This is a genomic window from Psychrosphaera saromensis, assembly GCF_002954545.1.
In the GTDB taxonomy this organism is placed as follows: domain Bacteria; phylum Pseudomonadota; class Gammaproteobacteria; order Enterobacterales; family Alteromonadaceae; genus Psychrosphaera; species Psychrosphaera saromensis.
The window spans coordinates 2,860,056-2,881,597 of sequence record NZ_MSCH01000003.1 but is presented as its reverse complement, the minus strand read 5'-3'; the positions used below and the strand labels follow the sequence as shown (position 1 = coordinate 2,881,597).

Sequence of the window (21,542 nt, the reverse complement as noted above, 5' to 3'; positions counted from 1 at the left end):
AAAATAAAAATAAAAAATATGACAATAAAACCACAGAATAACCATACCAACACCCAGCGTGAAACTATCTATTTTGCCGGTGGATGCCTTTGGGGCGTGCAAGAGTTTATGAAGCACTCACCTGGCGTACAAGCAACAGAAGCTGGCCGAGCTAATGGTTCAAGCAACACAACTAATAGTAGTTATGATGGTTATACCGAGTGCGTAAAAGTCACCTTTGACACAAATCAGGTTAACCTGAATCAACTTATTGGTTACTTGTTTGAAATAATTGACCCTTATAGCGTTAATAAACAAGGGGACGATGTTGGCGAAAAGTATCGAACCGGCATATACAGTAAGCAACCACGCCACCTAGAAATAGCCTCTAAGTACATAAGCCAACGTGATGACGCCAATAAGATAGTTGTTGAAGTCCTACCGCTGAGCAATTATGTGAAAAGCGATGAAGAGCACCAAGAAAGACTCACCCGTTTCCCCAATGATTATTGCCATATTCCTAAGAGCATTCTTCATAAATATAAGGGCGATTAGATATAAGGGCGATTAGATATAATCGGTTTAATATTTTTAAGGGCTTAATTGGTTTTTTTACTCAAAGCTCGTGACTCGACACGTGGCTACAGCCGTTTCACCTCTCGGCGGTCATACCTTTTTTGCAACAGCCAAAAAGGCGCAGGCTTAATTGGTTTTTTTTAAAGATTAAAAGACTGTTTCACCTGCGGCGACCATACCTTTTTCAACAGTCAAAAAGGTAGGCGCTCTTATAATGAAACAGAGCGCCGCTCCCAATCAATATTCTTATCCTCAATAAAACTAAGTTTCATCCTCAAAAACGGGATGTACATTCGTCCCTGAACACCATCCCTTATTCGACGTCCTGTCTCATATTTTGGAAAACTTATTTTATTTCGGGAATATTTAGATGGAGAGGAAAAGCAAGGGCAAAGAGAAAAAGCAGAGAGAACCTGACGGTTCGCTTTTTGTTAGAAATTTAAGGTGTGTGTCCACGTTATGCTATGAAGCAGTGCGCCGCACCTAACCAATATTCTAATTCTCAATAAAATTGAGTTTTATCTTCAAACTAATAAAGATGGGTATCTTCGTTATTTCGTAAACGACTTGGTGCCATTGAACCCGTGTTTGGAAATATTACCGTCAATAAAGGCATGAACAAATTTACGCTACGTGGCCAAGATAAAGTAAATACTCAATGGCAAATGTACTTCCTTGTTCACAACATAGAGAAGTTAAGAAATAGTTTACATTAGACCAAAAGTTAAGCCTTAATAGCCACATCAAACCTCACTTTATTAATTAGCTCTATAAATCCACTCTAAACGCAATTTAACCAAACTATTATTGAAAATAAAATAAGTTATTGAATCTTAGAAGGATGTGAAATATTGTGGTTTTTATTTAAAGATATTGGCTGAGAATGAGAAATTCTACAGCCTCGTTATTTGGGCGTTAGCTTTTTCACGTATCATCGCTACTTTGGTAGCAAATAAGGAATATTATGCAAGTACAATCATGGGATCCTCTGTTATCAAGTAAAGATGCAGATACAGAAATAGTTTCAGCTGCTCAGAAACGTGAAATTAAAAATATCCTAAAATCTTATGTTGGGATGTATGATTCATTTTCTGAATTAATTCAAAACGGTATGGATGCTGTTGATAGAAGAGCTAACAGTGAAAATGGTGACTATGAGAGAAAACTTCAACTAACGATAAATCTAGAAGAAAATTCATTTTCCATTACTGACAATGGTGTTGGCTTTAATGAAAAGGAATTTGAATCTTTCCTTGCACCAAATATTTCTTTTAAGAATGGTGGTAGTACTAGGGGTAATAAAGGGGTCGGTGCTACATACATTGGTTATGGGTTTGATTATTTACAATTCGGAACCAAAGGTAATGGACATGAGTTTGTAGGAAAATTAGAAAGAGGAAGAGGTTGGGTTGAAGATTATACAGGCACCGTTACTAGACCTGTTGTTACCTCTTCCGAATCAAGTGATGAGTACTTCAATACTATAAATCGAGGATCTACTTTCAAAATAAAGTTTGGTGGTGAGCATACACGCCCGAAAGACTTATCTTGGTACTCAGCCACTACCCCAGAGCAATGGCTACATTTATTATTGGTAAAAACACCGCTAGGAACAATTAATAAAATCGATAATGTATCCAAGCCAATAAAATTTGATTTAACTGTTATCAATAAAAATGGAGACGAAAGAAAGCTTTCATATGAAGATGCATTATATATGTACCCCCATACAAAAATAAAAGCGAGTATCGATTTAAAAGAAATTTTAAAAATTCAGAATAGATTAATCGAAAAAGGTCATGATGCTTCTGCTATCCCACAAAAATATATGAAATCGAATGGGGTATATGAATATTTTAATTCCTCAGATTTATTCTCACTTAAACCTAAAGATGACGAATTAAATGATTTGATAAAAAAATACCACGTTGAAGCCTACGGCTACTTCACTTATTCAACTTCGGTATGGGATCAATTAAACGATAACTTAGCAAAATTGAGAAAAGGTTATCGTGTTTTAAAAGGAGGCTTGCAACTAGCTAACAATGGTATGCCTCAGGGAGAATTGATTGCAATTCCATTAACCTCAAATATTGGTTATCAAAATCAATGTCATATTATTGTACATTTTCAGGATGCAGATCCAGACCTGGGGCGAAAAGGATTTCAGCCTGAATTGAAAGACGCCTCTGAAAAACTTTCTGTTGCAATAGTAAACCGCTTTAAAAAGTGGAGGAAGCTATTGAAGTCAGATAGTGGAACAAAACCAGATATAACCAAGGAATTGGAATTACACGACTGGATTAAAGCCCAAGAAACACATGAACTTTCTAATCCTCTTGTTTTAAATAATAAAAACTTCTTTGCCCCGATGAATGAAATATCAATCACATCAGAGCCTCAATCAGAACAAGATGTTATTGTTCTCTTTAATCAATTGATTGCTGGAGGGGTTATAAGGGGAGTTAATTTACTCGCAACTAGCCAAATCAAACAATATGATGGTGTATATAAATATGTAGTTAAGGAGCCTTTATCAAACCATGAGTTTGATAAAGAAGATAATCCTTTAGGAGTTCAAGAGTTTCATTTTAGTAAAGAGCATACTAGCCCTCCTAAAATATTGGAATATAAATACAATATTGATGCTTTGATTCATGAATTTGAAAGTGATTATAAATTTGAAAAAGATATTCATTTGGCAATAGCTTGGGAAATGGGTACTGAATGGAAAAAGAAATATGAAGCTATTTCATTACTAGATCTAGATAATTTGCATCAAAGAGACTTCCACGGAATAACACATATTCTTAATTCCGGAACAACAACATTTCACGTTATCATTCTAAAAGAACTTGTTAATTACCTTAATGATATTGATAAATCTCAATCTTATCAAAAAGCAACATATGGAAATGATCTGTTCTAAAAAGCTAACATGTCGTTTAAACGGAATAAAAACAGTTGGTTATTGCTTCGCGATTTTAACCAACCATTTTTATTCCGCTTAACGAGGTGTTAGCTTTCATCCATTCATCCGTAATTAATAGGATATATTTAACATTATGAAAACCGTATTTATTTTGGGAGCTGGATTTTCAGTAGAAGCTGGAGCTCCTACGCAGGCTGCAATTATTCCAGAAGCTTTTAAGCAATTTAGAGAAAATAAAGCAAACTTTGATAAGGATAGGTTTGCAGAATTTACAAGCTTCATAAACGATCAACTTAATATCCCAGAATGTAGATATTCTTCTATAGCATTGGAGGATATTTTTACGCCTTTAGACCGCTGTTTAAGTGAAAGTTCCCAATATAGGGGCATCAGTTTAGATAATATAATGAAAATAAGAGAATCTGTTTTTTATGTGGTTGGGCGTACAATTCAGCTCCTTCTTGATAAGAATCACTCTAAAGACTATATAGATTCATTTGCAAAATATTTAACAGAAAAATCATCAATGAGAGCCTATAACAATTATCAGGAAAAAGATCCTGTAAGTGTAATTAGTGCAAACTGGGACATTCTTTTAGATAATTCTATTTATAAAACCATTTTAAATACACCTCATAATGCAGTTGTAGATTACTGCTGCTATATAAGTTCACTTGATAAAGATGATGTCACAGTTAAGCCTGGCTTAGAAGTGCTTGGAGGAGGTGGTTTTAATGTCAAATTATTAAAGCTTCATGGTTCATTAAATTGGCTACAATGTCCAAGATGTGCTCGCTTATATACTAAGTTTTATGAAAAAGAAGCAATAAATAACTTTACAACTTTGACCTCATGTAGGCATTGTGACAACAATTTTGAAGAGGAAGAAGGTAATCATTCTCTTATGGCAAACTTGATTATGCCAACGTTTATTAAAGATTTATCAAATCCACAATATAAGATTATTTGGCAAAATGCTGGTATAGAGATATCTGAAGCAGAAGAAATAGTTTTTATTGGTTACTCTCTGCCAAGTGCAGATTTTGAGATGCGTCAATTACTTTCTCGGATGACTCGAAAAAAAGCTAAGATTCATGTTGTTGGATATTCTTCAAATGAAGAAGAAAAGGCTGGTATAGTTGCACATTGGGAATCTTTTTTTGGTGCTCGTGAAGTTACATTCAGTTTTGATGGGGCTAAATCGTATATATCTAGTCTAACAAACGAAAGCTAACAAGAGCTTTAATAACATGGCTAATAACATGGCCACCCATCTTAATTTGACAGCTTTTCAATGTTAACTAAACTCAATTGTACCCATATTGATACAATGAGTTTTTTGTCATGCCTAGACCAAGAGAGTTTCAAATTAGCTTATCGGATACGCCTTATTATCACTGTATCTCTCGTTGTGTCCGTAGGGCATTTTTATGCGGTGAAGAAATAACATGGCCACCCATCTTAATTTGACAGTTTTTCAATGTTAACTAAACTTAATGTACCTATATTGATACATTGAGTGTTTTGTTATGCCTAGACCAAGAGAGTTTCAAATTAGCTTATCGGATACGCCTTATTATCATTGTATTTCAAGGTAAATAACATGGCCACCCATCTTAATTTGACAGTTATTTGAACTGCACTAAACTCAATTGTACCTATATTGATACATTGAGTGTTTTGTTATGCCTAGACCAAGAGAAATTCAAATTAGCTTATCGGATACGCCTGAATAAAACGGGTCAGTGTCAAATTAAACCAGATAAAAGCCCAGTAGCTCTCGCTATTGGGATTTGTTGCATTTCGCTCTTGCTCTGCTTTTATCTCTCCATCTAAATATTCCTGAAATAAAATAAGTTTTTAAAGTATGAGACAGGACGTCGAATAAGGGATGGTGTTCAGGGACGAATGTTCATCCCGTCTTGGAAGACAAAACTTAGTTTTATTGAAGATTAGAATATTGATAGGACGCGGCTTTTTGGCCTACCTTTTGAGCTGTTGAAAAAGGTATGACCGCCGAGGGGCGAAATAAGATCTATTGAGTAAAAACAGAATTAAAATTAAGTAAATGTCAGTATCTGCAACTCAGATTTCTAGCTCTTAAAACAAACTATCCTCACCGCCTCCGTTTTATAAAAATATACACACCAGACACCACAAAAAAAGTAGGTAGTAATCCCAAAAATAACCATAAAAACTTCACCGGTAGGGCGATGAAATTACCTATGTGAAAGCTGTATTTAAAATTCCATACTTGTGTTGCTAACGAAGCTTGGCTTGCGTCAAAGCTGTCAATATTGTCTCCAGTAAATGGGTTTGACCATGAGTAACTGTAAGCATGACTTTCAGTTGGTCTGCGCATTCTAAGCTTAATTGGATCTGTGGATGATTGCGGTAGATAAACTCGATAAATAAAAGCGTCGTTAAGGGCGGCTTTGGCTGAGGCAACCGCTTTATCTAACTGGTAGTTTTCTGGGATATGCTTCAGCATCTCAGCTTTGCTTGTTGTTGGTATTGTTATGTTCTCGGGTGTTTGAATATCAGATAAGGTTAAAGTCTCAACCACTTGTTGTGTTGCGTCTTTAAAATAAAATGCTAATCCTGTGAATGCAATTAGAAACAATGGAATTAAGCTGTAAACACCTAGTACGTTGTGTAGCTGCATAAATCTGACTTTGTTTTTAGCATTCCATTTTACTTTGAGTCGTTTTAACCGATTTTTGGGTCTTACCCAGAGATAAAATCCTAAAATTAATTCTATGCATAATATCAGACTGGCAAGAGGCGGGAGTAAGCCTAGCGGATGTTCATCTTTATCTGTGTATAACAACCAACGATGCCAGCCCATGACAAAGCCGTAGAAAGTCTCTTGGTATTGATATTGTAATAACACTTCACCAGTATATTGATTAATACTCACATAGCTTTTGTCGGCGAGTCTTACTTGCCAGGCTTTATTTGGCGATTCATTGCGTTCTATAAATTGTATTGGACTTGCAAAGCGTAGATTGAGTTTTTCCACAATTTCGCTGGTACTGATAGGGGGATTAGATTTATTAATTGCTGTCTTTGTCGACGTATTTTCAACTGTCCAGGTATGCGGGTTCCACCATGCTTGAATGTCTTTGGCAAAAACCAATAACGTTCCCGTCACGCTGAGGTTAACTAAAAAAATAGCACTTACCAAAGCTAAAATTAGATGCAGTCGTCTAAGCCAAGTTTTCAATGTATTCCTCTAATTCTGTATATAAAGCTAACGAGTATTCGTTAAGCGCTAAGTTGTATGTGATAAAAAATTGTTAGGCTATAAACGGAAACAAACTCAGAAGACGATCTTCTGAGTTTGTTGATATAACAGCACTACAGATTAACTAGAACTGGTAAGTAACACCTGCGTTAATCGTCATGCCTAAACCTTTGTGGTTGTAAGCGTTATAGGTATAGACCTGTGAACGACTTGGGTAATAATCGTTGTTAAACAGATTTTCAATCCCAGCAAATACTTGCCATTGTTTATCTAATTCATAACTGCCGCTAACATTAACTAAACTATAACTATCCACCGGACCTTGGTCGCCAACATAAACACCGTCAACTTTATCAAAACGATGACGGTCACCAACGTATAAGTAGTTAATGTTTACACGAGCGCCTTCAGCAGGTTGCCAGTTTACATTTACAGTTCCTTTTGGAGCGCTTATGTTTTTGCCGCCCAAATACACGTCTAATTCGGTATTTTTACCTTCAACCCAAGAGTAGGTTGCCGATACGTCTAAGTTGCTTTGTACTTTGTAAGTCACTAAACCTTCGTAACCATAAATTTCTTGAGGTGCACGAACGGGTAGATAAACTCCAGTCACTTCGTCGTATTCATTGGTTGTGCCTAGCTCTGAAGTACTGCGATAAGCTGAAAACTCAAAGCGCAGTGCATCAAATTCTGATGTAAAACCAATTTCGTAATTGTCGATAATAGACGCCTCAGTGCGAATTTGAGCAATATCAGTTACCGTAGCGGTACGTAATAAACGACCAATGTCAGAAATGTCAGCACCTTGAGAGTAACTGATGAAAGGTCTAAATCCTTCCGTTAAATTATAACGTGCGGCTACATTATAAGTCGTTGCTTTATAATTTAGCGTGTCGCCAGTTACATCAAATGAAACAGAACATTGAGTCGCGCTACTGCACACTTTAAGCGTACTAAAATCATCAACTTCTAAGTCTATATCTTCATGGCGTACACCCACTTTAATGATGATGTCATCAAGCAGAACCCATTTACTCTGTAAAAAGCCCGCTATATTTGTCATGTCCATTTCTGGAACCCAAATACGACCATCATATAAAGGTTGTGATGTAATGTCGTTTAGCACATCAATACCATAAATTAGGGTGGAGTCTACGTCTTGTAAAGTGAACTGGCTGTTGAATGTGGCACGAAGTCCATTCTTGTTCGACTCGATAAGTGATTGACCACCTTCATAACCTTCATCTGGATTGGCTAATGCGGTGGAAAAGAAAAATGCATTTTCAATTGTTTGGGAATAAGCATCAACCGTCATTTGAGTATTTAGGAATACGTCATCATCCGTGTACTTTATCATTAAGTTATTATTTTCTGGGCCTTGAGGCTTGCCTATAATAGCGGCGCCACCTTCTACTTCAATGGCATAAGTTTTAATACCTAAGTTTAGGTTACTAGCAACATTTTTTAGCTCAGTATCTTGTTTTGATTTGTAGTAGTTATAGGTTAACTGTAATGCTTTGGTGTCATCAAATTGATAACCAAATTTGGTAAAGTAGTTTTCTACATTTGTGTCTGTTAAGCCATAAGTAAGACCTAAGATATCGCCTTCGGCATCACGCTGAACGCCATTTTCTTCATAGCTCGCGTTTAATACATAAGTGAATTTATCAAGTTTGCCGTTAATGCCAGCATCAAAACGTGTTCCTAATGTGTCGTCAAATTTGGCACCACTAAAATGCGATGACAAAGTTGCATGACCTGCCATTGTTTTGTCAGAGGCTGCTTTTTTTGTAATGTAGTTAATAATTCCGCCAGCTGCACCGTTACCGTATACAGACGTTGCGCCTTTTATTACTTCAATTCTTTCTATAGTACTGGCATCTAAACTACGAACGCCTAATGAACCATTACGTAACGGGGTGGATTGAGGTACACCGTCAATCATTATTAATGGAGAACGGCCCCTTAAGGTTTGGCTTGAATTACTCGATGTTCCAGTAGATGGCGCTAAGCCAGGTACTAAAGTAGCTAAAAGCGATTGTAATTCACTGGTAACTTTCAGTTGGTCTTGGATTTGTTTTTGACTAATAATAACAATGGATGCAGGAACTTCATCGATGCTTTCGACAATACGACTGCCGGTTACTATAACTTTTTCAATATCATAATCTTTATTGATTTGAGCGTGAAGATTAGCACTGACGAGAGCAGAGATCAGTGACAAGGCGATATACCGCATGTTGTACCCATTTAGTTGTATTTTTAAAGTGCGCACATCTTAATGATAATGGTTATCATTTGCAATGTTAAAGTTGAACTTTTTACGAAATAACTAACTACTTAATAATCTTAAGAAAAATCTTAAGGTCGTGAATAAAACGGGTCAGTGTCAAATTAAACATGATAAAAGCCCAGTAGCTCTCGCTATTGGGCTTTTTGCTTTTGATCTGTTTTTTAGCTCTTGATCTGACTCCCGATTTAAATATCTGTGTTACATCTCTCCACAAGAGAATACTTTTCTCAAATCGGTCGGGCATGGATGCCCGATTGAGGAAAATGTTTCACATCATGGATGATGGGATGTCATCAATACAGGGATGTTTAATTGATGACCAAAGGACGAATTTTTTTCCGTATTTGATGATAAAAGTTAGTATTTAATACAAATAGATATTTGGTTACGGGCGGCGCTCTGTTTCATTATAAGAGCGCCTACCTTTTTGGCTGTTGAAAAGGTATTGTTCACTTCATGGATGAAGGGATGCCATCAATACAAGGATGTATTATTGATGGCCGCCATGGATGTATTCGCTTAGGTTGTCTATCTATTCATAAATGCTAAAACTGACAACCTGCGCCGCAGGTGAAACGGCTGTAGCCACGAGTGTCGAGTCACGAGCTTTGAGTAAAAAAACATCCCGCACTCATGTCCTGAGTGCTAAAGTCACCATAACTATGCCGTGATCGGTACTTTCTCCGTCGTGTTCAAAAATAGGATTGATCAGGTGATTATCATAAGTCTCATAATGGCTTACTTGGTAAAGACTGCTGTGATAACTGGCGTCGAACTCACACGACAATAGTATGTAATCTAATACTGAGCCACTACCGCCAAAGTAATGAGTTGGGGCGCGTTGAATTTCTGGTTTTTTATCATCTACAAGTTCATCTGCTACTTCATTTTTGATAACGCTTTCAAATAAATCCCATGCATCATTTAATGTATATTTAGCTAGATAAGCTTCTTGGTCGAAGGCGGAGACGAAGCGTAGTGAATTGGTGAGTAAATGGCTTAATACGCCATCTTGTAAGGTGTTATTAAAGTCACCCATTAATACCATGGGGTGTCCTGTGGCTTCTCGTCGCTCAATCATAGCAATCATTAACAAGCTTGCTTCATTACCGCGTTGTACCGTTGAGCCCCAACTACCGGCTACTTGGGCTTTTAAGCTTTCTATTATATTTTTCTCTGGCGCGAGACCTGAGTTTTTATCATCAAACTCAATCATTGAACGTTTAGATTTAAAGTGCACCACGTAACAGTCACAATTACCTATGTGCGGTGCGTCTATTGTTGCTCTGAGAACGTTACGGCTAAAGGAGAAGTCTTTGTCTATAGCTAAGGTTTCCATCAGCTCAGTATTTGGTGTTACTGCAACGGCTTCTACAATAGGATAACGTGATGCAATGGCAACTACGGGGCTTCGGTAAATAAAGTCGTCAATAACCTCTGGAGAGTCGATTACAGCAAAATACGGATAACCTTGGCTTTTAACCAATGCTTGTAGGGAGTCTGGGCTAAATACTTCTTGGAAACCAATAATATCTGGCTGATGTTCCGATAAGTAGTCACTAACCCAATTTTGTTTTTTAGCCCATTGTTCCGCACTATAAATGCGCTCAAAATCATAATAAGCATAAGGCGGTTCTAGGTAATTAAACAAGTTAAATGTAGCAATTTTAAGTTGCAGATTTGATACGGCAACAGTGGGAAGTAATTGGTCGATTGCGTTATATCTCTAGGTTGATGGTAATAACTTTGCCTGATGTAGAAATGCCAAGTTAAAAAATGAATGAGGCCAGTGAAAAGTATACCTCATGAATTCAAAATGTATCAGACTGTAACCAAAAATAAAAACACGCGGCCAAAAAATAAAAACAACCTAGCGGCTTTATTGTTAGAATACGGCGGTTGAAATAACCATGGGTGTTATTCATTGAATGAAAAAGAGCAAGTGAGTAGATGGTAGATGTAAATAGCCCAGCTAAATCAAATAGCCAGAAAATCAAGCACAGCAAGTTAAAAGCGGATTATGATCAACAAGGTTATTTTGTTGTTAGGAATTATTTTAGTGCTGCTGAAATGTCGGCGTTAAGAGACGTAATATTAAAATTTCACGACGCTTGGAAACAAGACAACTTAGCCTTTTATCAGGAAGTGGCGTTTAACTCCTCGTTAATAACGGGCAGCCAATACTTAACTGACGACAATAGATTGAAACTGTTTAACTTTATTAGCTCAGTTAAAATGATGGCGCTGATAGATACAGTGATCCCTGCGAATGCATCTTTTATGAATACTCAGTTATTTTTTGACCCGCCAAATAGCGAGTTAACCGACTTTTGGCATCGAGATTGTCAATATGACCACGATATTGAAACGCAAAAAAAAGTAATTAATGAAACCCAAGTCATGCATTTACGAGTGCCTTTGTTTGATGAGCTTGGTATGGAGTTAATCCCAGAAACGCATCGTCGCTGGGATACCCAAGAAGAATTTGATGTACGTAATGAAGAAAATGGCAGGTTAAGCAACGAAGACTTACCTGAAGGTAAAAAAATTGAGTTAGCCGCAGGCGACGTTTTAGTGTTCTCGGCCGATATGATCCATCGTGGTATTTATGGACTGGATAGATTAGCGTTTGATATTTTGGTGTTTGACAACAAGTCTGACTTTTCTGATTACGTGGATGACGACTGTTTACCTAATGCGGCTTTGCTAAAGAAAATTGATAACCCTAAAATTTATCTCAATACGATTTCTGCCAAAAAAGACTAAAATAGACAATGCCAAATAAATCGCCACTTTCACAATACCAAGCATTAGTTAGTGCAAATCAAATAAGCTTTGATGCTGGACAGCAGCAAGCGGTTGAGTTGTTGCAGCAGTTGTATCTGACTTTGCAGCCTGATCCTATAAGCAACACAAATCAAAAGCTCACAAATAAAAAGCTTATAAATAAAAATAAAGCGGCTATCCAAGGCATTTATTTATGGGGCAAAGTAGGGCGTGGAAAAACGTTTTTAATGGACCTGTTTGTTCATAGTTTAGACGGCTTGTGTAAGCGTCAGCATTTCCATCATTTTATGCAAGATGTGCATAGTCAGCTTAATGAGTTGGCCGGTAAAACCGACCCGTTAAAGTTGATAGCGCAAAGCTTTGCCAAGCAATTTAAGGTGTTATGTTTTGACGAGTTTTTTGTCTCAGACATTGGTGATGCCATGTTACTGGGAAATTTACTGCAATTTATGTTTGAGCTGAATATAGTCGTGGTTAGCACCAGTAATTGTGCACCACATGAGTTATATAGAAATGGCTTACAGCGTGAACGTTTTTTACCGGCCATTGCCGCTATTGAAAAACACACTCAAGTATTACATTTAAACGGGCTGGAAGATCATCGGCTTCGTACATTAACTCATGTAGAAAATTATTTTCAATTGCCAAATACCGCAGAGCAGCAAGTTGCTTTGCATCAGCAATTATTAAAACGATTTAACTTAAGTGCCTTCAGTAAAAGTGCTTACCATGACTCAAATACTGCGATTCAAGTGTTAGGGCGCTCAATTAATTATGTAGCTAAAAGCATTGAAAGTGATGTTAATAGTGAACATGATAAAGTTATTTGTTTTGATTTTTCTGAATTGTGCCAAGGTGCCCGCAGCCATTTTGATTATGTGGAATTAGCTAAACAGTTTAAGACCATATTGTTGTTTAATGTCCCGCCTATGAGTGGGCAGTCTTATGAGCGAATAAAAGCCAGAGGAACAGAAGATAACGGGACTGACTGTAAAGAAGATGATAGGAAAGAAGCGGGTAGGAAAGGGCTAAGGCATAATGTTTCAGCTGGAATAACTGGCGAACGCGAAGTCGTATTAGCGCCCATGGATGACGCCGCTAGACGATTTATAGCATTGGTTGATGAATGTTACGACGGTAACTTAAATTTGGTTATTTCAGCTTATGTGCCTCAGTCTGAGCTTTATAACAGCGGTACTTTACTGTTTGAATTTGAGCGTACTAAAAGCCGATTGGTGGAAATGGCGTCCAAGGAATACTTAAACAAAGGTATAAACCTGCGGGAAAAGTAATATTGGTGCCTGAGCCTATATTGTAAATACTCACTAATTTGATTTAGGCTGTTGCTGTTGCTGTTACAGTCGTTTTTTTTGTTACTTTTACCCTTTGCAGCCAAATAAAACGCTGTTCAATGACTAACAATTACCTGAAAATAGCCTTTGTAAGGTTATTCCTCTTATCCATTTTTTATTTTAAGCGTATTCAATGCAATTACTAAAATCTACTCTACATCCTGATATTAACGACACGTCAGCTTCAACATTCACACGCCGTGCTGCCCGGGCTATCGTGCTAAACGGTGAAGATATCTTGTTGTTATACACCAAGCGTTACCATGACTACACTTTACCCGGCGGCGGCGTGGATGAAGGTGAAACGATTGAAGATGGTTTAGTTAGAGAATTGCGCGAAGAAACCGGCGCTCATTCTGTGACGAATGTTACAGAGTTTGGCTTATATGAAGAGTATCGACCTTGGTATAAAGCTGACTTCGAGATTGTACATATGCTGTCCTATTGTTTTGTCTGTGATATCGACGATGAATTATTGGAAACTCAATTTGAGTCGTATGAAATTCAAAATGGCATGACGCCAGTTTGGGTAAACATTCATCAGGCGATAAAACATAACGAAAAAACCATGCAAAGCAGTCCTAAAAAAGGCCTGTCTATTGTACGTGAAACCTATTTATTGAAGCAGATTGTTGAGCGGCTCTTATAAATTTGCTTGGTAAGTCAGGTTATAAGTTTGAGTAGGGGGGCTTTTTTAGCACCCGAGTAAATAAATCGATAAAAAACAGTGATTAAACTTGCGACTCTGCTATCTCACGACTAGGCTTGAGCCAGCTCAAAAGCGATTACGCAAAATTATAATATATAGGAATTAATTGGTATGAAAAAAGTAAGTGTTTTATTGTTTTTAACAGTTCTTGCTGGCTGTAGTTCGACTGGCTCTGAATCTACGGCTAAATATAGCGAAGCCCTTACACAAAAGTGTATTGCAAGCTTGCCTGCAAGTGATAAAGACAGTAAACAAAGTGCAACGGAATGTGCACTAGAAGCTGGAAAGAAAATACACACAGCTTACCGTATTTATGAATTAAGAGCTGATGCTGATTACAAAAAATGTAAAGAAAGCACATCAAGCAAAGAAACGGCTGAAGAATGTGTGAAAATCGCAAAAGAAGAATATTATAAAAAAGTAGTTGATGCTAAATAAGCTAGATTACATTTAGACTCAAATATTAAGTGAGCTACATTTAAGTGTATGTTTAGCTTCAGTTGACTACATTTGAGTCCACAAAAGCCGATTAATTAACGTTAATCGGCTTTTTTCGTTTTTGATTTTATCCTTGCTAAGACAAGAAATAAAATTAAACAACTCTGCTTTTTATCGCAACAACACAACCCCATGAATAATATGCATACCGACGCGGATCTTATTTTTAAACAAATATTGATATCAAATAATAAAAGATAAAATCAAGTGTTGACCTAGGTGTTACACTTAGGTTTATGCTTAAGGTCTAGCGTGAAAAAGCAGCCTAAAATGGGAGTCGAAAATGAAAGTGAGTAATTTAGCCAAAGCGTTAAACACAACGGCTGATACTGTAAGGTATTACACTAAAATTGGACTACTTCATCCACAAAAAAGCCAGCTTAACGGTTATATGTTTTATAACGCACAGCAACAGCAGCGTTTGTCATTTATTCTTACGGCTCGCCATTTAGGCTTTTCAGTCAAAGACATTACCAATATTTTCCACGAAACTGACAACAATCATACAGGCTGTAAATTAGTCAGAGATATTATTAAACAACGTCTGGTTGAAGTTGAGCAACAATTTCTGGATGCGCAAGCTCTGATGAATTTGATGAAACAAGCCATTGGTGAATGGGATCATTTACCAGATAAGACCCCAACCAGCCAAAGTATTTGCCATTTAATGGACACGTTCTCGGCAATGCAGTCACAAATTCCCCCAACTAAGTCTTTAACAGAAACATTGAGTAGCACAAAAGCAAATCTGGCTGAAACTGAACACAATGGAGAAATGCATGAAAACAAATAAGCAAGACACCACAGAGTTAGTGATAGAAGGGGCTAGCTGTGCAAGTTGTGTCGGCAAGATTGAAACCGCATTAAAAAACCTTAATGGTGTCGACAGCGCTGAAATGAATTTGGCACTACAAACGGTTTCGGTTGATGGTTCAGTCGCTACTGATGTGCTTATTAAGGCGATTGAAGCAGCAGGCTATAAAGCAAAAAGTACTAATGACGCCAGTGATGACGAATTATTAGATGAAAAAGAAATAGCGGATCAAAAGTACTATTCAGGTTTAATGAATAAGGGGTGGATTGCATTAGGCCTTGGTATTCCAATGATGCTTTACGGTATGTTAGGTGGGCCAATGACAGTTGAAACCAACCTAGAGCGTACGGTTTGGTTATGTATTGGTGTGTTATGTGCCGGCATTATGTATTTTTCTGGCAAGCATTTTTATGTAGGTGCTTGGAAGTCATTACTTAATCATAACGCGAATATGGATACGTTAATTGCCTTAGGTACAGGAACCGCTTGGCTTTATTCCATGATCGTTGTGCTATTTCCTATGGCTTTGCCAGAAATGGCTCGTCATGTGTATTTTGAAGCAACGGCAATGATCATAGGTCTAATTAACTTGGGCCTAGCACTGGAAGTTAAAGCCAAAGGCCGAACTAGCGAAGCGATTAAGCGTTTGATTGGTTTACAAGAAAAAACCGCGCGAGTGGTACGTGACAACAAAGAAATTGATATCGCCATTGAGCAGGTTTTACTTGACGATATTGTTCGAGTTCGCCCAGGTGGAAAAATTCCTGTAGATGGCGTTGTCATGCAAGGGCATTCCACCATTGATGAGTCAATGTTAACTGGAGAGCCTATGCCCGTTGAAAAAGTAACGGGAGATAAGGTGGTTGCTGGAACATTAAATAAGTCAGGCTCTATTTTATTTAAAGCGACTCACATAGGTAAAGACACCGCTTTAGCGCAAATTATTAATATGGTGAAACGTGCGCAAAATTCCAAACCGCCTATTGGTCGTTTAGCGGATGTGATAGCCGCGTATTTTGTGCCTACTATTATGATCATCTCAATTGCCAGTGCGTTAATTTGGCTTAATTGGGGGCCAGATCCTACCGTGGCATTTGCTGTGATATCGGCAACAACAGTGTTAATTATTGCTTGCCCATGTGCATTGGGATTGGCAACACCTATGTCCGTTATGGTTGGTATTGGTAAAGCGGCTGAAGCGGGCGTGCTTATTCGTAATGGTGAAGCATTACAAACGGCGTCTAAAATCACCGCTATGATACTGGATAAAACCGGCACCATTACAGAGGGGGCACCTAAGTTAACGGATATTATTATTGCGGATGATAGTTACACTGAAAATCAAATCTTAACCACACTTGCCAGTTTAGAAAAAGGCTCTGAACATCCCTTAGCTCAAGCTATTGTTGATTCAGCCGTTGAACGGAAATTAGAATTAGGCGAGGTAAGTGATTTTCAGGCCATTACTGGCATGGGTGTAGAAGCAAACCTTGATGATCAGAACTTACTTTTTGGTGATCAGAAGTTGATGCTAGCAAATGAAGTTGCTGTTAATGATTATGTGGCACAAGCCCAAGCTCTTGCTGCTGAGGCAAAAACACCTATGTACTTCGCCATTGATAAAAAATTAGTAGCGATAGTGGCGGTAGCCGACCCGATAAAAGCAGACTCGATAGCGGCGATAAAACGTCTGCAAATGAGTGGGATTAAAGTGGTGATGATCACTGGCGATAATAATGTAACGGCAAATGCAGTTGCCAAAAAAGTTGGAATTAGCCAAGTGTATTCTGAGGTGTTACCGGAAGAAAAATCTAGAAAAGTGGCCGAACTACAAGCGCAGGGTGAAATTGTTGGTATGACAGGCGATGGTATTAACGATGCACCAGCACTGGCATTAGCGAATGTTGGTTTTGCCATAGGCACAGGTACGGATGTAGCAATTGAAAGTGCCGATATAACCTTAATGCGCGGCTCTTTACATGGACTTGCAGATGCCATAGCCATAAGTAAAGCGACCTTGAGTAATATTAAACAGAATCTATTTGGCGCATTCATTTACAACGCTGCTGGCGTTCCACTTGCTGCCGGCGTGTTATATCCATTTTTTGGTATTCTACTCAACCCAGTTATTGCGGGTGCGGCGATGGCCTTTTCCTCATTAACCGTTGTGAGTAATGCTAACCGATTACGCTTATTTAAAGCCAAAGATCACTAGGAGAACCGTTATGATGATCATTAATATTGTAGGATTTTTATTTATTGGATTAATCGTTTGGTGGTTCTGGTTATACAAACCTGCAGAGACAGAAGCGACCAAAGAAAACCGAATTAAAGTCGTGGCGAATAACGGAATTTATCAACCCGCTAGAATAAAAGTTAAAGCAGGGACTCCTGCGTTAATTGAGTTTGTAAGAGAAGATACAAGCCCTTGTGCAGCCATGGTGTTATTTCCTGACTTTGAAATCAGTGAAGAGCTATCACTTAAGCAAAGTAAGTTGATTGAACTTCCTGCCATGGTAGCTGGTGAATATCCATTTCATTGTCAGATGCAAATGTACAAAGGCGTTTTGATCGTCGACTAATGTAGCGATTAATATAGCGACTAATGTAGCGATTAAAATCGAGACGAATGAATAGATTAACTAACCAAACCAAACCAACCCAAACCAACCCAAACCAAACCAACCCAAACCAAACCAAACCAACCCTTCAATAGTTGATGAGTAGAGCATAAAGATCCCAAGCTTGGTTTTTGTAAAAAGAAGCGAGGATCTTATTTATCTGTTTTAGGTATTATAAAAGTGCTGTTGGGGTTCTATACAAGTAAGGCTTAGATCTTATTTAACCGCGTTCTGGATCTTATTAAAACCTCGTTAGGATCATATAAAAGCAAAAATTAGATCTTATAAAAACAAAGGTTAGATCTTATAAAACAGATTTGTTTGAATAACTTACTCTGATTTTATGATCCAATAAGTAATTGAAGTGCACCAATCCCCAAGCTAATAATGATCATAATGCGGTTTTTCTCTGTCCTGTATGGCAATGTTTTAGCTGATTTACGTTTAAAACACTCATTTATCAAAAAATGTGACCGTTGGTTTTTATTTAAACTGACCGTTGGTTTTGTTTTTTGAGCTTTTGTTATATTTTTCTTATCACAGAATTTTAAGTTTCAGTATTCGATGTTATTTGCCTTTGAATTTATCTTCTGTGTTTCTGTTATGGCTTTGTTAATTTGATATTAAGTGAGTTAATTAACAAATATATATTCAATAGAATTGCTTTAATACTTATGAAAGGGTTAACAATTTTGTGGCATACTCCACTTAACTTGTTGAATACTAGGACGTAACTTTTGGCAAAAATTGACATAGATATGCTTAAATCTGAACTTGGCCAATTAAAAGCCGAGTTTACACAGCGCATTGACAGCCTTGAAAATAAGATCAGTGCGTTGTCTAATTCATCTACTAGCTCAGCTCCTAGCTCAGATCCTTTAGTGGACGATAATTCACTCATCGCTTCTGCATCGTTGAATGCGGCTCATACAAATGAGACGCTTATAACGGGGCCTGATGGCACGCTTATAACTAATACTGTTATGGCAAGCTCTGTTACAGAAAGCTTTGCTATACAAGAATCGTCAAAAGACTCTGAAAAAAATGAGCCGTCAGCGAAAGTACAGTCGTCAGCGAGCACAAGCGAAGTTCCAGCCGCCTGGTTATCCCGTCCAACTCTAGATGCGACAACTCGTTCAAATAGTAAAAATTCAGCCGCAGAGAAACCAGTGAAAATAGATTTTTTCACTATGATCTTTACTGCGCTCCTTAGTGCAATTGTGTCGACTCTGTTTGAATGGTTTAAACCAGTCGCTAACATTTACCAATCTTACAAAGACCGCGGCATGTTGGGTATTTTTACTCTAACCATATTAGGTATTGGACTTACATTGGCTGGCTTTGGTTATTTAATGCAGTTATTAATTGATCAGATGGGAGCCGGGGCGAAGTCGTTATTGATGTTTGTCGCTGCGCTGTTGGTTATGACTTTAGGCATAGTGGTTAAAAGGAAAACATCGTTTCATGAGTTTTCAACCGCCATTGTCTCATTAGGTTTACTGCTACTTTATAGTACCGTTTATTTTGCTGGTAGTGTTTATCACGTCATCCCTTACATGCTTGTTGCCGTGTTATATCTGTTTATCGCGCTATCATCCCACGCGATTGCCTTGTGGCTCGATACCAAAGTGGTAGCGGCTTTAGGCATTATTGGTATTTCTTTGATGCCAATGTTATCTAATATTATCGTAGAGCAACCCAATTACTATTTACTGTCTTTGGCATTTGTCACCATTAGCAGCTTAATGATTAGTTACCGTTATGTTGGAAGATGGTTGGCTAACATAAGTTTGATTTTTGTCTTTCTCTCACTCGAATGGGTAGTAAATATAGATAGCTCGAACTTGTCGGCATTTTTTATTGATGCGTTCTATCTGATCTTTTTTGCTTATGTTGGACTCAGTTTAATAAACCGTGATGATACACATAAACAATCACTGTTATTTTTGGCCGGATTGGTGGGAACCAACCTGTATCTGTTTATCCAAACTACGTCATTATTTTCTGACTCACTCAGCCTTATTTTCACATTCAATTGTTTAGTGTCTATTGGCGCCAGTTATGTGTTTTATAAAATCAGGCACACACTGACTCACATTATGGTATTGGTCGCGGCAATATGGGGCGTGTTTGCAATTATTAGTGTTATTGGTCAGGCTTATTGGGGAATAGCCTGGGCGGTAGAAGGTTTGTTTTTACTTTATATTGGTCGTCATTTGGCTCTACCAAGTGTTATTAACCAAGGTCAGTCTCTTACTGGACTCTCATTGTTATATGCTGGTGCGATATTAGTACCTTATTTTCCTGTACCTGCGCTTACTTCTATTGATGGCTGGACCTTATGTTTAAGCTTGGTATTAATCATAGGTATTTGGTCACGTTTTATAAATGACAGTGACTTGTTTAATCAGCCGACAATACAAAAAATCAAACCTCTGTTAATGCTAGTTGAGTCAATTTGGTTAAGTGTTTTAATTCTTACGTGTGCGCATTTATGGCTAGGTATTTGGACTGCGCCTTTGGTGATTTTACTGCAATTTACACTCTTGTTACGAGCCAAATCATGCAAGCAAACCAGCATCGAAATTTTTTCAGCTTTATTGGTCTTAGTGCCTCTTTTTTATATTTTACAGGTTGGCATCGCAACGAATAACTATCATTTTTCTGGGTTCCCGTTAGCAATACAGTCGGCCGTGGTGTTAGTTCTTACGCAGTTATGGTTACTTGCCGAATATTATCGTCGTTATCAGCCAGACAGTAAAATGGTACCAATTGCAGAAGGTGCCAGAATTGCCTTTTATTTAATTATTCCAATTTGTTGGTTAGGCTCAGCGCTACGAAATCTTGACCAATATGTGTTAATGATATTGTGGTTGCCACCTATGATTGCTGTGTTTTTTGCACAAAAAATCAAACATAATTTTATCGTATTAGAAGCTAAAGTCTTGATTGGTTTAGCCAGTGTCGCTCTGGTGTTAGGACTTAGTACCTTGCCTATTTTAGCCAGTGCAATTTCCTTAGTTTTATTTATTAGCTGTTATGTATTAGCACTGCAATTAAATAAACGCAAAGCCAGCGCCTTATACCAATATGTGTGTAATTGCGGATTACTCGCAATTGGGTTGGCTGTGCCTGTTTGGCTCGCAAGTATTCATAATGACGCTTTATTCGCGCTTATTTTTGCGGCCTTTTATTGGGGCGCTTTATTTAATCTTTCTAATATTTGGACGTTAGGTAAAGAAATTAAAACCGCGGTGTACTTAATTAGCGGTGTGACTCTTTTAGCGTCTTGGTTGTTAATAACCAAAAATCCTTTTTATGCTTCAATCGCGGTTATTTATATAGCCGCGGCTTTATATAAAAAAGAACAAAGATTTAAGCTGTCGATAATGAATGTGCGTTTAGGTAAAAACAGTGAGTTAATTCTTCATGTTATTGGGGCGGTTACTTACCTTATTTTGCTAGAAAGTTTAAACCATTATCGATTGGACTTATTAATTGCCCCTGTACTTGCAGTGCACGGAGCGCTTATTTTGTTCCTTAAAGATCGTCGATTAACCACAGTGAAATTTAGCTTTGGGTTAATCACTTTAGGTATCGTGAAACTTGCGTTAATTGATGCAGAATATGCCTTGTTATGGCAAAAAGTTATTTTGTTTATGGGAATAGGTGTATTTATTTTGGGCGCGTCGTTCTGGTATCAAAAACTAGAAAAAACGGATTAGCTATTTAGC

Annotated in this window: 14 protein-coding genes and 2 pseudogenes; 13 read left to right on the top strand and 3 right to left on the bottom strand. The window is 37.7% G+C overall.

The window, feature by feature from the left end:
- The first annotated feature begins 18 nt into the window (after positions 1–18).
- From BTO11_RS13085 to BTO11_RS16630, 5 genes and pseudogenes are all read left to right on the top strand, one after another.
- On the top strand, positions 19–534 hold the full coding sequence (locus BTO11_RS13085) for a peptide-methionine (S)-S-oxide reductase (RefSeq protein ID WP_105053017.1): 516 nt from the start codon (positions 19–21) through the stop codon (positions 532–534).
- 575 nt (positions 535–1,109) lie between these two features.
- Positions 1,110–1,271, top strand: a pseudogene (locus BTO11_RS13080) (transposase); the annotation flags it as partial.
- A 248-nt stretch (positions 1,272–1,519) separates the two neighbouring features.
- Positions 1,520–3,484 carry an ATP-binding protein gene (locus BTO11_RS13075; RefSeq protein WP_105053016.1) on the top strand — a complete coding sequence of 655 codons (1,965 nt, stop codon included), beginning with the start codon at positions 1,520–1,522 and terminating at the stop codon, positions 3,482–3,484.
- 136 nt (positions 3,485–3,620) lie between these two features.
- Positions 3,621–4,721 (top strand): hypothetical protein, encoded by a 1,101-nt coding sequence (locus tag BTO11_RS13070; RefSeq protein WP_105053015.1) that lies wholly within the window; start codon positions 3,621–3,623, stop codon positions 4,719–4,721.
- 110 nt (positions 4,722–4,831) lie between these two features.
- Positions 4,832–4,930 (top strand): annotated as a pseudogene (locus BTO11_RS16630) (transposase); the annotation flags it as partial.
- 673 nt (positions 4,931–5,603) lie between these two features.
- On the opposite strand, the gene BTO11_RS13065 reads toward BTO11_RS16630, so the two are convergent.
- From BTO11_RS13065 to BTO11_RS13050, 3 genes are all read right to left on the bottom strand, one after another.
- Complete coding sequence (locus BTO11_RS13065; RefSeq protein ID WP_105053014.1) at positions 5,604–6,713, bottom strand: PepSY-associated TM helix domain-containing protein; 1,110 nt, start codon at positions 6,711–6,713, stop codon at positions 5,604–5,606.
- 145 nt (positions 6,714–6,858) lie between these two features.
- The gene (locus BTO11_RS13060; protein ID WP_105053013.1) at positions 6,859–8,973 is read right to left on the bottom strand and encodes a TonB-dependent receptor; all 2,115 of its coding nucleotides are present in this window, start codon (positions 8,971–8,973) and stop codon (positions 6,859–6,861) included.
- Between the two features lie 685 nt (positions 8,974–9,658).
- Positions 9,659–10,678: an endonuclease/exonuclease/phosphatase family protein gene (locus tag BTO11_RS13050; protein WP_105053011.1), complete on the bottom strand. Its 1,020-nt coding sequence runs from the start codon at positions 10,676–10,678 to the stop codon at positions 9,659–9,661.
- A gap of 299 nt (positions 10,679–10,977) precedes the next feature.
- Between BTO11_RS13050 and BTO11_RS13045 the strand changes: the two genes are divergently transcribed.
- From BTO11_RS13045 to BTO11_RS13005, 8 genes are all read left to right on the top strand, one after another.
- On the top strand, positions 10,978–11,793 hold the full coding sequence (locus BTO11_RS13045; protein WP_105053010.1) for a phytanoyl-CoA dioxygenase family protein: 816 nt from the start codon (positions 10,978–10,980) through the stop codon (positions 11,791–11,793).
- A gap of 8 nt (positions 11,794–11,801) precedes the next feature.
- Positions 11,802–13,106 carry a cell division protein ZapE gene (zapE, locus tag BTO11_RS13040; RefSeq protein ID WP_105053009.1) on the top strand — a complete coding sequence of 435 codons (1,305 nt, stop codon included), beginning with the start codon at positions 11,802–11,804 and terminating at the stop codon, positions 13,104–13,106.
- A 193-nt stretch (positions 13,107–13,299) separates the two neighbouring features.
- Entirely contained in the window at positions 13,300–13,815 is a 516-nt protein-coding gene (locus tag BTO11_RS13035) for an NUDIX hydrolase (protein ID WP_105053008.1), read from the top strand.
- Between the two features lie 171 nt (positions 13,816–13,986).
- The gene (locus BTO11_RS13030; RefSeq protein ID WP_105053007.1) at positions 13,987–14,313 is read left to right on the top strand and encodes a hypothetical protein; all 327 of its coding nucleotides are present in this window, start codon (positions 13,987–13,989) and stop codon (positions 14,311–14,313) included.
- Between the two features lie 343 nt (positions 14,314–14,656).
- On the top strand, positions 14,657–15,166 hold the full coding sequence (locus BTO11_RS13025) for a MerR family transcriptional regulator (protein ID WP_105053006.1): 510 nt from the start codon (positions 14,657–14,659) through the stop codon (positions 15,164–15,166).
- A complete protein-coding gene (locus BTO11_RS13020) occupies positions 15,153–17,402 on the top strand; it encodes a heavy metal translocating P-type ATPase (protein WP_373295160.1) in 2,250 nt (749 codons plus the stop codon). Before BTO11_RS13025 ends, BTO11_RS13020 begins: the two co-directional genes overlap by 14 nt.
- Positions 17,403–17,412: 10 nt before the next feature.
- Entirely contained in the window at positions 17,413–17,769 is a 357-nt protein-coding gene (locus tag BTO11_RS13015) for a cupredoxin domain-containing protein (protein ID WP_105053004.1), read from the top strand.
- Positions 17,770–18,545: 776 nt separating this feature from the next.
- A complete protein-coding gene (locus tag BTO11_RS13005) occupies positions 18,546–21,533 on the top strand; it encodes a DUF2339 domain-containing protein (protein WP_105053002.1) in 2,988 nt (995 codons plus the stop codon).
- The last annotated feature ends 9 nt before the right edge of the window (positions 21,534–21,542 follow it).

Excerpts from the sequence above, each read along its gene's own strand:
- BTO11_RS13035 (WP_105053008.1), top strand. The coding sequence starts at position 13,300 with ATGCAATTACTAAAATCTACTCTACATCCTGATATTAACGACACGTCA.
- BTO11_RS13020 (WP_373295160.1), top strand. The coding sequence starts at position 15,153 with ATGAAAACAAATAAGCAAGACACCACAGAGTTAGTGATAGAAGGGGCT.
- BTO11_RS13060 (WP_105053013.1), bottom strand. The coding sequence starts at position 8,973 with ATGCGGTATATCGCCTTGTCACTGATCTCTGCTCTCGTCAGTGCTAAT.
- zapE (WP_105053009.1), top strand. The coding sequence starts at position 11,802 with ATGCCAAATAAATCGCCACTTTCACAATACCAAGCATTAGTTAGTGCA.
- BTO11_RS13075 (WP_105053016.1), top strand. The coding sequence starts at position 1,520 with ATGCAAGTACAATCATGGGATCCTCTGTTATCAAGTAAAGATGCAGAT.
- BTO11_RS13025 (WP_105053006.1), top strand. The coding sequence starts at position 14,657 with ATGAAAGTGAGTAATTTAGCCAAAGCGTTAAACACAACGGCTGATACT.
- BTO11_RS13030 (WP_105053007.1), top strand. The coding sequence starts at position 13,987 with ATGAAAAAAGTAAGTGTTTTATTGTTTTTAACAGTTCTTGCTGGCTGT.
- BTO11_RS13015 (WP_105053004.1), top strand. The coding sequence starts at position 17,413 with ATGATGATCATTAATATTGTAGGATTTTTATTTATTGGATTAATCGTT.
- BTO11_RS13070 (WP_105053015.1), top strand. The coding sequence starts at position 3,621 with ATGAAAACCGTATTTATTTTGGGAGCTGGATTTTCAGTAGAAGCTGGA.
- BTO11_RS13045 (WP_105053010.1), top strand. The coding sequence starts at position 10,978 with ATGGTAGATGTAAATAGCCCAGCTAAATCAAATAGCCAGAAAATCAAG.
- BTO11_RS13085 (WP_105053017.1), top strand. The coding sequence starts at position 19 with ATGACAATAAAACCACAGAATAACCATACCAACACCCAGCGTGAAACT.